This is a genomic window from Modestobacter sp. I12A-02662, assembly GCF_041028325.1.
In the GTDB taxonomy this organism is placed as follows: Bacteria; Actinomycetota; Actinomycetes; order Mycobacteriales; family Geodermatophilaceae; genus Modestobacter.
In genome coordinates, this window is sequence record NZ_JABGDE010000002.1 from 128,091 (window position 1) to 140,663 (window position 12,573).

Sequence of the window (12,573 nt, forward strand, 5' to 3'; positions counted from 1 at the left end):
CGTCGTGCCGGAGACCACGGAACCCACCGCGACCGACGTCCTCGTGGTGGGAGCAGGTCCGGCCGGCTCGGCCGCGGCCACCTGGGCGGCCCGCTCGGGCGCCGACGTCGTCCTCGCCGACGCCGCCGTCTTCCCCCGGGACAAGACCTGCGGGGACGGACTGACGCCGCGCGCGATGGCCGAGCTGGACCTGCTCGGCCTCGGGGACTGGGTGCGCTCCAAGGGCCGCAACCGCGGGCTGCGGGCGTCGGGGTTCGGGCAGGAGCTGCTGCTGCCCTGGCCGGGCGGGTCGCTGCCCGACCACGGGGGAGCGGTGCCCCGGACGGAGCTCGACGCCCGGATCCGCGACGTCGCCACGGACGCCGGCGCGACCCCGGTGGACGGCATCCGCGCGGTCGACGTCGAGCGGGACGGCGACCGGGTGCGGGCCGTGGTGTTCCGCCGACCCGACGGCTCGACGACGACGGTGCGCTGCCGCCGCCTCGTCGTCGCCGACGGCGTGCGCTCCCCGCTGGGCAAGGTCCTCGGCCGGGAGTGGCACCGGGACACCGCCTACGGCGTGGCCGCCCGCGGCTACGTCCGGTCCGGCAGGGCCGACGACGGCTGGATCTCCTCCCACCTGGAGTTGCGCGGCGCCGAGGGGGAGCTGCTGTCCGGCTACGGATGGGTGTTCCCGCTCGGCGCGGACGCCGGCGAGGTGAACATCGGCGTCGGCACCCTGGCGACCGCGCGGCGGCCGGCGGAGGTGCGGCTGCGCAGCCTGCTCGGGCTGTACGCGGCCGCCCGCCGCGAGGAGTGGCAGCTCGACGGTGAGGTGCGGGCCCCGGCCAGCGCGCTGCTGCCGATGGGCGGCGCCGTCTCCGGGGTGGCCGGGCGGAACTGGGCGCTGGTCGGCGACGCGGCGGGCTGCGTCAACCCGCTCAACGGCGAGGGCATCGACTACGGGCTGGAGACCGGTCGGTCGGTCGTCGACCTGCTCGGGGTGGACGACTGGTCCCGGGCGTGGCCGGCGACCCTGCGGCGGCACTACGGCGAGGCGTTCTCCATCGCGCGCCGGCTGGCCGGGCTGCTCACCGTGCCGCGGCTGCTGCCGGCCGCCGGCCCGGTCGGGATGCGCTCGCGGGTGCTGATGACCGTGGCGCTGCGGGTGATGGGCAACCTGGTCACCGAGGCCGACCGGGACCTCGTGGCCCGCGCCTGGCGCCTCGCCGGGCGGGTCTCCCTCAGGCTGGACGACCGCATCCCGTTCGCCTGATGGAGCCCCTGCAGGAGGGTCCTTCTTACACGTACGGGCTGTTGTAGATCGCGAAGTAGACGGCGATGTAGTGGCAGATCGCGGCCACGATCGTCATCGCGTGGAAGACCTCGTGGTAGCCGAACACCCGGGGCACGGGGTTGGGCCGCTTGAGGGCGTAGGCGATGGCGCCCGCGCTGTACAGCAGCCCGCCGGCGGCCATGAGCACGATGACGGTGACGCCCACCAGCCGCATGATGTCGACGAGCACGAAGACGGCGACCCAGCCCAGGGCCAGGTAGATCGGCACACCGACCCAGCGGGGCGCCGTCGGCCAGGCCATCTTGAGCGCGACGCCGGCGAGCGCCCCGGCCCAGACGATGCCGAGGATCCACCAGCCGAGCGGCTCGGGGACGGCGAGCAGGCAGAACGGCGTGTAGGTGCCGGCGATGAACAGGAAGATCATCGAGTGGTCGGCGCGTTTCATGAGCTTCCAGGCCCGCGGCGACCAGCGGCGCCGGTGGTACAGCGCGCTGATCCCGAACAGCCCCCAGATCGTCACGCAGTAGACGGCGACCGACAGCCCCGACCGCAGCCCCTCCACCGAGGCGAGCGGGATCAGCACCGCCGCAGCCACGATCGAGCCGAAGAAGGCGAACAGGTGCAGCCACCCGCGCATCCGGGGGCGGGTGTCGGGGTGGGTGAAGTCGGGGTCGCCGTAGTCGGCGACGCTCCACTGCCCGTCGGTCTCGACGGCCTCCACGCGTTCGCCCTCGTCCCGGACGGCCTGCACGGCCTCGTCGAGCGGCGCCTCCAGCTCGGCGCCGTCCGCGCGCACGCGGGCGTTGTCGCGGTGGTCGGCGGCAGCGCTCATGGACCGAGGTTACGGAACCGTAGGTTCGCTCGCCATGTGCGGCACCGTGACCGTGCGGACGCGCTCGGTGCACCCGACTCGGCAGGGATCCCGCGGACGCCTACCCTTCAGGACGTGGGGGTGCGCGCACAGGTCCGCGGTGTCCTCACGACCTTGTACGAACGCCGCCTCGCCCGCGAGCTCGTGGGAGCCGAGATCCCGCGGCACGTCGGGGTCCTCGCCGACGGCAACCGCCGGTGGGCGCGGGCCAGTGGCCTGGACGACGTCAACGACGGGCACCGCAAGGGTGCGGTCACGGTGGTGGACTTCCTCGGGTGGTGCGACGAGGTCGGCGTCGAGGTCGTCACGATCTTCCTGCTCTCCACCGACAACCTGTCCCGGCCGGCGGCGGAGCTGACGCCGCTGCTGCGGATCATCGAGGACGTCGCCTGCGACCTGGCCGGCCCGGACCGGCGGTGGCAGCTGCGGGCGGTGGGGTCCCCGGAGGTCCTGCCGCCCGAGACCGCCGCCATCCTCAAGCAGGCCGAGGAGGGCACCCGCGACCGCCCGGGGGCCACCGTGAACCTGGCGGTCGGCTACGGCGGCCGCCGGGAGATCGCCGACGCCGTCCGCTCGCTGCTGGTCGAGCACGCCGAGCGGGGGACGACGCTGGACGAGCTGGCCGAGGTCCTCGACGTCGAGCACATCGCCCAGCACCTGTACACCCGCGGCCAGCCCGACCCCGACCTGATCATCCGCACCAGCGGCGAGCAGCGGCTGTCGGGCTTCCTGCTGTGGCAGACGGCCAACGCGGAGTTCCACTTCACCGACGTGTACTGGCCGGACTTCCGGCGGGTGGACTTCCTGCGGGCACTGCGCGACTACGCGGCCCGGCACCGCCGTTTCGGCGGCTGACGACCGGGCTGACGGACCCGGCTGAGAGACTCCGGCGCATGGCAGCCGGCGCGATCGACGTCCCCCTGGAGTACGTGCGGCTGGGCCTCCGCTTCGACCGGCTCGAGCCGGGCTTCGTCGACGCCTACACCGGCGACCCCCGGCTGCGGGCGCAGGTCGGCGACGAGCCGGCGCCCACCCCGACCCGGCTGCGCGACCAGGCCCGCGCGCTGCTCGCCGAGCTGGACTCGACCGCGCTGCCCGCCGACCGCGCCGCCTACCTGCGCGGGCAGCTCACCGGGCTGGAGTGCACGGCCCGCAAGATGGGCGGCGAGCCGGTCGGCTACCTCGACGAGGTGCGCGCCTACTTCCAGGTCTCGGTGGAGCTCGGCGACCCCGCCGAGTACGCCGCCGCGCACGAGGAGCTCGGCCGGCTGCTGCCGGGCAGCGGCACCCTCACCGAGCGGTACGCGCGGCACCGGCGGCGCGAGGAGTGCCCACCGCAGCGGCTGGAGGTCGCCGTCCACGCGCTGTCCTCGGCGCTGCGCGACCGGGTCCGCGGGCAGTACGGGCTGCCCGAGGCCGAGACGGTCCGCTACGAGGTGGTCACCGACAAGCCGTGGTCGGGGTTCAACTACTACGAGGGCGACTACCGGTCCCGGGTGGCCATCAACGCCGACCTGCCGCACCGGCTGAGCCAGCTGCCGCACCTGGTGGCGCACGAGTCCTACCCCGGTCACCACACCGAGCACTGCCGCAAGGAGCGCGGCCTGGTCGAGCGCGACCAGCACCTCGAGCACACCGTATTCCTGGTCAACACCCCCGAGTGCCTGATGGCCGAGGGCCTGGCCGACCTCGGCGTCGACGCCGCCATCGGCGACCGGTGGGGTGCGTGGTCGGCGGAGGTCCTCGGCGACCTGGGGCTGCGGTTCGACGGGGAGCTGGCGGAGCGGATCGCCGCGGCCGCCGCACCGCTGAACCGGGTGCGCCAGGACGCCGCCGTCCTGCTGCACGACCGCGGCGCCGACGCCGACGAGGTGATCGCCCACCTGCAGCGCTGGGCGCTGGTCAGCCACGACCGCGCCGCGCAGCAGCTGCGCTTCCTCACCGACCCGTTGTGGCGTGCCTACATCTCGACCTACGTCGAGGGGCACGCCCTGCTCAGCCGGTGGTTGGACGCGCGCCCCGCGGACCAGACCGTCGCCGACCGCTTCCTGCGGCTGCTCGACGAGCCGCTCACCCCGGCGGTCGTCAGCGCCGAGCTCGCCGCCGCACCGGCGTGAGGGGGCGGGACGCCGCGCGGCGCCGTCGGCTGGGCCTCTGGACGGCGGGCTGGCTGTTCCTCTTCCTGCTCCTCGGGGTGCTCCGGTTCGGCGACCTGTCCGTGCAGTGGCCGGTGCTGCTGGTCCCCGTCGCGTGGGCCGCGGTCGCCGCCCGGCCGCGCCGGGACGGCTGAACCCGGGCCCTCGCGCCGGGCCACCGGGCGGGGCCCGACGTTTCCGGCAGGGGTCCAGCGGGCGAACGACGCCCCACGTGTCACCCGTTGGCGTGTCTAGGGGCTGTTCCTGTCGGTGGGAGGGCTTAACGTCCGCGGTGGACGGGGAGCCCGCCTCGCCGTCCACGGGAGGCCCGGTGGTGGTGACGAGCGCGTCGTCGACCAGAGGGGCCGGGTCCCGGCCCCTGCGCCGGGACCCGGCCACCTTCGAGCCGGGGCGCGCCGTGTGCCCCAGGGGAGCCGACTCGTGAGCACTCGCCGTCGCACCTACGTCCTCGACACCTCGGTGCTGCTCTCCGACCCGGGAGCGCTGCTGCGGTTCGCCGAGCACGAGGTGGTCCTCCCGCTGGTCGTGGTGGGGGAGCTCGAGGCCAAGCGGGACCACCCCGAGCTGGGCTGGTTCGCGCGGCAGACGCTGCGCAAGCTCGACGACCTGCGGGTGCTGCACGGGCGGCTGGACGCGCCCATCCCGGTGGGCGACCAGGGCGGCACCCTGCACGTCGAGCTGAACCACAGCGACCCGTCGGCGCTGCCGGCCGGGTTCCGCAGCGACAGCAACGACAGCCGGATCATGGTCGTCGCGCTGAACCTGCGATCCGAGGGCCGGGACGTCTGCCTGGTCACCAAGGACGTCCCGCTGCGGGTCAAGGCCGCCGCCGTCGGGCTGGCGACCGAGGAGTACCGAGACTCGGGTGTCGTCGACGCCGGCTGGACGGGCATGGCCGAGCTCGCGCTCGACGAGCCCGAGATCCAGGCGCTCTACGACACCGGCTCGGTGTTCGTCCCCGCCGCGGCGGAGCTGCCCACGCACACCGGGCTGGTGCTGCTGTCCGGGCGTGGCTCCGCGCTGGGCCGGGTGACCCCGGACAAGCACGTGCGGCTGGTCCGCGGTGACCGCGAGGCCTTCGGGCTGCACGGGCGCTCGGCCGAGCAGCGGATCGCCCTGGACCTGCTGCTCGACCCCGACGTCGGGATCGTGTCGCTCGGCGGACGGGCCGGGACGGGCAAGTCGGCGCTCGCCATGTGCGCCGGCCTGGAGTCGGTCATGGAGCGGCGGGCGCACAAGAAGGTGGTCATCTTCCGGCCGCTGTACGCGGTCGGCGGCCAGGAGCTCGGCTACCTGCCCGGCAGCGAGGGCGAGAAGATGGCGCCCTGGGCCCAGGCGGTGTTCGACACCCTCGGTGCACTGGTGTCCCCGGCGGTGCTCGACGAGGTCCTCGCCCGCGGGCTGATCGAGGTGCTGCCGCTCACCCACATCCGCGGCCGGTCGCTGCACGACTCCTTCGTGATCGTCGACGAGGCGCAGTCACTGGAGCGCGGGGTGCTGCTCACGGTGCTGTCCCGGCTGGGCACCAACTCGCGGGTGGTGCTGACCCACGACGTGGCGCAGCGGGACAACCTGCGGGTCGGCCGGCACGACGGCGTCACCGCGGTGATCGAGGCGCTGAAGGGGCATCCGCTCTTCGCGCACGTGACGCTGACCCGCTCGGAGCGCTCGCCGATCGCGGCCCTGGTCACCGAGATGCTGGAGGACCTCCCGCTCTGAGGCCTGCTCTCCCCGCACTGCACGCCTCGTGTCCTCACTTGCACGCGCTGCGGCACGAGCAAGGCGGATGAAGAGCGTGCGATGCGGGGTCAGCGCGGCCCGCGCTCGAGGGCGCGGGTCCAGCGGGCCACGAGGGCAGACGGCGTGGCCAGCTCGTCCCGGACCCACCGCACCATGCCCCATCCCTCATCGCGCAGGGCGTCCTCCCGCCGCTTCTCCTCGAACACGGCATCGCCGGGATCCTGCCCGGGTCTCGGCAGGCCGCCGTACTTGATCCGCCCGTCGAACCCGCCCAGCAACCGGTGGTCGCGCCAGCCGAAGCCAGTGCGACCGACGAGACGGCGTCGGGACGTCGCACCGCCACCTGCAGGTCCGAGCGGACCACGCCGACGTTCATCATCAGCGCCCGACTGCGGCTCTCGCCGACGCTCTCGCTGCGGCCGTCGGCCGCCTGCACCACCCGGCGAGCCGAACGGGTTCCGCGCGTACCGCGGCCCGCGGTGAGCACCGCCGTCAGCGCGTCCGGCGACGTCTCCCCGCTCGCCAGGGCTGCGTCGGCAACGGCAAGCGCAGGAGCGAAGGGAAGAGCACGGGCCAGGTCTACGACGGTGCGAGCGAGGCTGGTGACGGCCATCGTCCCCACCACGACGACGTCGGCGGGGCCGAGTCCCGCCACGTGCGATCGCAGTCGCTCCTCGTCAGCACTGCGTGCTGGCGGCTGACGGGTGACGTGCACCTGACGGAGCGGCACCACCCACAGCGGGAGGCCACCGTGGCTCCGCGGCCGTGCCACTGGCGGCTGACCCGGCACTCTGTGGACGGGGCGTTGGGCTGTGGACGCTGCATCGCACGCGGTTACATCGCTGTGCACGCACCGCAGCGCGAGCAACGCGGCCGAGGACCGTGCAGGGCGGAGCCGGAGGGGGGCGGCGCAGCGGAGATCAGGCGCTGGGGCTGGGCTCTTCCTCGGCCGGCGCGCGGCGGGACGGCGCCTGCGGCCGCGGCGTGCTGGCCCACCGCACCAGCGCGACCGCAGCCCAACCGGCCCCGAGGCACCACGGCAGCCGCGCGACGACCTCCGTTAGTGCCATGTCGCCCCGCAGCCCGAGCAGCAGGACGGGGATCGCCAGCACGAAGGCGACGAGCAGCACGTCCGTGCGGAGCGGGCTGATCATCCGCCCATCTCCTCCAGGCGCTCGCACAGCAGCGAGGCCCAGCGGTGGGCCGTGGCCCGGGCGCCGTCGACGAGGGCGATCGGGATGCCGACGTGGTTGAGCACGGCGGCCGGGTCAGCGGTGGCGTCGGTCTCCTGGACGACGACGGCGTCGACCCGCGGCATCGCCTCCAGCCAGGGCACCAGGTCCTCGGGCTTGCGCGTCGAGTCCAGCAGCGCCCAGACCGCGGTCGGCACCCAGACCGAGAGCATGTGCTCCAGCCAGGGCCCCCCGGCGGTGCGCAGCGGCGCGTCCACGGCGACGACGGTGACCCGCCCGGCCGAGGTGCTCTCCCGCCGGCGGACGAGCGCGGTCTCCAGCGAGGTGATCCGGCTGTGCTCGGGAGCGAGACCGGCCAGCGCGCCGGAGGAGGCCCACTGCACCGTCTCGGGGTCCAGGTGCAGCGACACGGCCAGCGACCGGGCCGCGGCCAGGGTCTCCGCGCCGGGGCCGACGACCAGCAGCACCTCGCCGGGCTCTGTGGGCGCCGGCGGGGCCGGCGGCAGTCGGTCGGCCAGGGTCCGGGTCAGCGCGGCGTACACGCCGTGGGCGGCGACGTCGGCGGTGAAGTCGTCCCCGAGCAGGAAACCGGGCAGCCCCAGCGTCAGCAGCCGCAGGAGCAGCTCGTCCGGGCCGTGCGGGTGCATCGGCACGAGCGTCCGGGCGTGCTGCGGGACCAGCCGGGTCACCGTGGCCAGCCGGGTCCCCGGCTCGGCGGACCGGCCGCCCCCGGTGACCGGCCCGGGGACCGCCGGCAGCGGCGCGGGCCGGCTCCCCTCGAGACGGCCGGTCGGTCGCGGCGCGGGGACCGGGGGGCGTCCCCGGCGGGCCGGCGGCACTGCCGGGCGGTCGCCCGTCGCACCGCCCGAGCCGGGCGGCAGCAGTGACAGCGCCGGCAGCAACGTGGTGGCGTCCAGCGGCAGGGGGGCGGGGTCGCTGGCGGTCCGCACCAGCGAGGCGGCGACGACCGCCTCCGCCGCGGCGGTCGCCGGGCCGGTCACCGGGAACGGGTCGAGCGGGGTGTCCTCGACCACGACCGCGTCGACCACGAGGGGCGCCGCGGCGGCCGGACCCCACGGGTCGGCCCAGCCGTGCGTCCCGGTGTCGTAGGCGTTGCCGTAGGCGTCGGTCTGCTGGGCGCCGTCGTCGTAGAGCCACGGCTCGGGGACGTCGCGCACCTGCTCGGCCGCGAGCGCGGTGGCCGGGGCGGGCGGCTGGACGGCCAGCTCACCGGTGGCGACGGCGGCGATGACCGCGGTCGCCTCGGCGACGGCCACCGCCTCCGGGTCGTCGGCGAGGTCCTCGGGGTAGCGGTGCCGGCCCCGGCCCCGGCCGCTGCCGTTGGCCGCGAGCACCTCATCGAGGAGGTCGGCGAGCTCCTGGTCGAGGTTGCGGACACTCTCGACCATCGAGGGCGAGACCTCGTCCGCCTCCTCGGGGGTCATCGCCTCCGCGGCGGCCAGGGCCTCGGCGGCGGCGAGCTCCTCGGCGGCAGCGGCCTCCGCCTCCAGGCGGGCGGCCTCCGCGGCCGCGGCCTCGGCCTGCAACCGCGCCGCCTCGGCGGCGGCCTCGGCCTCGGCCTGGATCCGGGCTGCCTCGGCGGCGGCCTCGGCCTGCCGCCGGATGGCCTCGACGCGGGCGGCCTCGGCCCGGGCGGCCTCGATCCGGGCGGCCTCGATCCGGGCGGCCTCGGCCCGGGCGGCCTCGGCGCGCTCGGTCTCCAGCCGCTCGGCCTCGAGCCGCTCCGCCTCCATGCGGGCGGCTTCGGCTGCGGCGGCCGCGGCAGCGCGCGCGGCGGCCTCGGCCTCGGCCTGCAGCCGGGCGGCCTCCGCGACGGCTGCCGCCTCCGCCGCGGCCCGCAGCCGGGCGGCCTCCGCGGCTGCGGCGGCTTCGGCCTCGGCCTCAACCTGCAGACGCGCTGCCTCCGCCTCGGCGGCGGCCTCGGCCTCGGCCTGGACACGAGCGGCCTCGGCCGCTGCGGCGGCCTCGGCCTGCAGCCGGGCGGCCTCGGCAGCTGCAGCGGCCTCCGCCTCGGCCCGCAGGCGCGCGGCCTCGGCGGCTGCGGCGGCCTCCGCCTCGGCCCGCAGGCGGGCGGCCTCGGCAGCTGCGGCGGCCTCCGCCTCGGCCTGCAGCCGGGCGGCCTCCTCGGCGGCCCGGGCCGCGGCCGCGGCCTCGGCCTGGATGCGCTCGGCCTCCAGCCGGGCGGCCTCCCGGCGGACGGCCTCGATGCGGGCGGCCTGCCGGCGCGCCGCCTCGATGCGCTCGGCCTCGATGCGGGCAGCCTCCGCGGCGACGGCCTCGGCGGCGGCGGCCTGGATGCGCTCGGCCTCCTGACGGGCGGCCTCGAGCGCGGCGGCCTCGGCCTCGGCCTGCAGGCGCGCGGCCTCGGCGGCCGCCTCGGCGGCGTCGTCGACCGCTGCCCGGACCTGCTGGTCGCTGGTCACCATGCGGGTCAGCGCGGCCGCGAACGGCGACGGCGCGTCCACCGGGGGCGCCGGCTCCACCGCGGGGTCCGCCACCGGCGTGGCCAGCTCCTCCGGGGGCAGCATCAGCGTGTGCCGGGCCGGGGTGAACGGCTTGGCGGTGTCGCCCCCGGACCGTGCCGCGGCGGGGCGGGCGGCGGAGGACGACCGGGCGGCGGAGGAGGACCGGGCGGCGGCCGGACGCGCCGCCGACGTCCGGGACGCCGCCGGGTGCGCCGTCGGGGTCCGGGTGGTCGAGGAGGCAGCCGACCGCGCCGCCGCTGAGGCCGGGCGCGACGGCGCCGGGCGGTCGGCGACCGCCGCGGCGCGGAAGCCGCCGGTGCGCGGCGCGGCGGTGCGGATGGCCGACATCCGCTCGACCAGCGCGTCGCCGAGCGACCCGGCGGGCTGGGCGGTGCGGGCGGCTGCCGGCTCGGCGACGGCGACCCGGTTCGAGCCGGCCCGCCCGTACAGGCCGACGGCGGGCTCGTCCGCCGGGTCGCTGCGGAACAGGTCGGCCAGCTCGCTCGCCCGGTCGTCGAGCGAGGGCCGGACGGCGGTCGGAGCGGGCGCAGCCGGCCGCGCGCTCACCTCGACCTCGGCGATGAACCGCTCGGACGCGAAGAAGCCGAGCATCCCGCCGGAGCGGATCCGGCGGACGCCGACGATCCGCGCCGACGGCCCGAACTTCTCGCGCGCGGCCTCGATGGCCTCCTCACGCGTGGCTGCCTCAACGGACTGCGACGGCACCGCTCACCACTCCCAGGGACTCGATCTGGGCCGTCCGGGACACCTCGTTGTAGGAGATGACCGACAGCCGCGGCAGGACCTGGCGGACCAGGCGGGACAGTGCGGCTCGGACCTGCGGCGAGCACACGAGGACGGGGGAGAGGCTCATCCGGTCGGCCTCGTCGAGCAGGTTGGTGCAGCCGCGCACCAGGGCGTCGACGGTGTGGCCGTCGAGGGCGAGCACCTGGCCGGCCTCCGTCGGGCGGATGGCCTCCAGCAGTCGCTGCTCGAACGAGGGCTCGAGGGTGATGACGTGCAGGCGCTCGTCCGGGGTGACGAAGGGGTGGCTGATGGCCGCCCCGAGCGCGGTCCGCGCGGCCTCCACCAGCCCGTCGAGGTCGGTGGACTTCTTGGCCCGCAGGGACAGCGCCTCGAAGATGCGCACGAGGTCGCGGATCGACACCCCCTCGTCCAGCAGCGAGTGCAGCACGCGCTGCACCTCGCCCAGGCTGAGCAGCGTGGGGGTGAGCTCGTCGACGACGGCCGGGTGGGTGCGGCGGACCATCTCCACCAGCACCTTCACGTCCTCCCGGCCGAGCAGCTGCGAGGCGTTCTGCCGGACGACCTCGGCCAGGTGGGTGGTGATGACCGAGGACCGGTCGACCACGGTGGCCCCGGCCATCTCGGCCTGCCGCTGGAGCTCGGCCGGCACCCACTTGGCGGGCAGGCCGAACACCGGCTCGCGGGTGGGCTTGCCGGGCAGCCCGTCGAGGTGGTCGCCGATGGCGAGCACCGTCCCGGCCGGGGAGGTCCCCTTGGCCGCGGGGACGCCGTTGAGCCAGATGACGTACTGGGACGCCGGCAGGTCGAGGTTGTCCCGGGTGCGCACCAGCGGGATCACCAGGCCGGTCTCCATCGCGACCTTGCGGCGCAGCGCCTTCACCCGGTCCAGCAGGTCCCCGCCGCGGGCGGTGTCCACCAGCTCGACCAGGTCGAAGGCGACCTCCAGCTCCAGCGGGTCCACGCGCATCTTGTCCGCGATCTCCTCGGGGGAGTCCGGCTGCGGCTCGTCGGCCTGCGGGGCGGCGACCTCGTCGGGGTCCTCGTCCGGCGTGTCCTCGAAGCGCGTGGACAGGAAGAGGAAGAGGGCACCGATCAGCAGGAACGGCAGCTTGGGCAGGCCGGGGATCAGGCACAGCGCCAGGGACGCGCCACCGGCGATGCGCACCGGCATCTTGTTGCGGCTGAGCTGGCTGATCAGGTCGCTGCCCATGTCGCCCTCGGAGGCCGAGCGCGTGACGATCAGGCCCGTGGCGGTGGAGATGAGCAGCGCGGGGATCTGCGAGACCAGCCCGTCGCCCACGCTCAGCACGGAGTACGTGGAGACGGCGTCGGTCATCGACATGCCCAGCTGCATGACGCCGATCGCGAAGCCGCCGATCAGGTTGATCAGCGTGATGATGATCGCGGCGATGGCGTCGCCCTTGACGAACTTGCTGGCGCCGTCCATCGACCCGTAGAAGTCGGCCTCGGAGGTGACCTCCTTGCGCCGCTTGCGGGCCTGGGCCTCGTTGATCAGCCCGGCGTTCAGGTCGGCGTCGATGGCCATCTGCTTGCCCGGCATCGCGTCGAGGGTGAAGCGGGCCCCGACCTCGGCGACGCGGCCGGCGCCGTTGGTGATGACGACGAACTGGATCATCGTGAGGATCACGAAGATCACCAGGCCGACGATCAGCGAGCCGCCGATCACGAAGTGGCCGAACGCCTCGATGACCTTGCCGGCGTACCCGTCGGTGAGCACCAGGCGGGTGGAGGAGACGTTCAGCGCCAGCCGCATCAGCGTGGCGATGAGCACCAGCGACGGGAAGACGGCGAAGTCCAGCGGCCGCTTGATCTGCATGGACACCAGCAGGATCAGCAGCGAGCCGACGATGTTCAGCCCCAGCAGCAGGTCCAGCACGGTCGCGGGCAGCGGCACGACCAGCATGAGGACGATCGAGACGACCCCGATGGGGACGGCTGCCTTCGTCAGCTTGCCCACGAGACCTCGTTCCTGTGCCGGTGACGCTGGTGACCAGGGGTGCACGCAGCGCCCCGTACCGGTCTTCTCGGCAGGGCGGCAACCGGTCGGCACCGGGAGCGGAGC

Annotated in this window: 10 protein-coding genes; 5 read left to right on the forward strand and 5 right to left on the reverse strand. The window is 75.3% G+C overall.

What is annotated here, in order from left to right:
- Positions 1 to 4 precede the first annotated feature (4 nt).
- Positions 5 to 1,255 carry a geranylgeranyl reductase family protein gene (locus HL189_RS00970; protein ID WP_369131825.1) on the forward strand — a complete coding sequence of 417 codons (1,251 nt, stop codon included), beginning with the start codon at positions 5 to 7 and terminating at the stop codon, positions 1,253 to 1,255.
- A 25-nt stretch (positions 1,256 to 1,280) separates the two neighbouring features.
- Here the strand turns inward: HL189_RS00970 and HL189_RS00975 are convergent, their stop codons facing one another.
- On the reverse strand, positions 1,281 to 2,108 hold the full coding sequence (locus HL189_RS00975) for a hemolysin III family protein (protein WP_369131826.1): 828 nt from the start codon (positions 2,106 to 2,108) through the stop codon (positions 1,281 to 1,283).
- Between the two features lie 114 nt (positions 2,109 to 2,222).
- Between HL189_RS00975 and HL189_RS00980 the strand changes: the two genes are divergently transcribed.
- From HL189_RS00980 to HL189_RS00995, 4 genes are all read left to right on the forward strand, one after another.
- The gene (locus HL189_RS00980) at positions 2,223 to 3,002 is read left to right on the forward strand and encodes an isoprenyl transferase (protein ID WP_369131827.1); all 780 of its coding nucleotides are present in this window, start codon (positions 2,223 to 2,225) and stop codon (positions 3,000 to 3,002) included.
- A gap of 38 nt (positions 3,003 to 3,040) precedes the next feature.
- Positions 3,041 to 4,264, forward strand: coding sequence for a DUF885 domain-containing protein (locus HL189_RS00985; protein WP_369131828.1), 1,224 nt, complete (start codon positions 3,041 to 3,043; stop codon positions 4,262 to 4,264).
- Entirely contained in the window at positions 4,261 to 4,437 is a 177-nt protein-coding gene (locus HL189_RS00990) for a hypothetical protein (RefSeq protein ID WP_369131829.1), read from the forward strand. The genes HL189_RS00985 and HL189_RS00990 overlap by 4 nt, the downstream gene beginning before the upstream one ends.
- Positions 4,438 to 4,723: 286 nt before the next feature.
- Positions 4,724 to 6,022, forward strand: coding sequence for a PhoH family protein (locus HL189_RS00995; RefSeq protein WP_369131830.1), 1,299 nt, complete (start codon positions 4,724 to 4,726; stop codon positions 6,020 to 6,022).
- Positions 6,023 to 6,111: 89 nt separating this feature from the next.
- On the opposite strand, the gene HL189_RS01000 is transcribed toward HL189_RS00995, so the two are convergent.
- The 4 genes from HL189_RS01000 to flhA form a co-directional block, all read right to left on the reverse strand.
- Positions 6,112 to 6,249, reverse strand: a complete 138-nt coding sequence (locus HL189_RS01000) for a hypothetical protein (RefSeq protein WP_369131831.1) — start codon at positions 6,247 to 6,249, stop codon at positions 6,112 to 6,114.
- A 714-nt stretch (positions 6,250 to 6,963) separates the two neighbouring features.
- Entirely contained in the window at positions 6,964 to 7,197 is a 234-nt protein-coding gene (locus HL189_RS01005; RefSeq protein ID WP_369131832.1) for a hypothetical protein, read from the reverse strand.
- Positions 7,194 to 10,448, reverse strand: a complete 3,255-nt coding sequence (locus tag HL189_RS01010) for a hypothetical protein (RefSeq protein WP_369131833.1) — start codon at positions 10,446 to 10,448, stop codon at positions 7,194 to 7,196. The genes HL189_RS01005 and HL189_RS01010 overlap by 4 nt, the downstream gene beginning before the upstream one ends.
- Entirely contained in the window at positions 10,429 to 12,468 is a 2,040-nt protein-coding gene (gene flhA, locus HL189_RS01015) for a flagellar biosynthesis protein FlhA (RefSeq protein WP_369131834.1), read from the reverse strand. Before flhA ends, HL189_RS01010 begins: the two co-directional genes overlap by 20 nt.
- Positions 12,469 to 12,573: the final 105 nt, after the last annotated feature.

Coding starts and splice junctions, on each gene's coding strand:
- HL189_RS01005 (WP_369131832.1), bottom strand. CDS start 7,197: ATGATCAGCCCGCTCCGCACGGACGTGCTGCTCGTCGCCTTCGTGCTG.
- HL189_RS00975 (WP_369131826.1), bottom strand. CDS start 2,108: ATGAGCGCTGCCGCCGACCACCGCGACAACGCCCGCGTGCGCGCGGAC.
- HL189_RS00985 (WP_369131828.1), top strand. CDS start 3,041: ATGGCAGCCGGCGCGATCGACGTCCCCCTGGAGTACGTGCGGCTGGGC.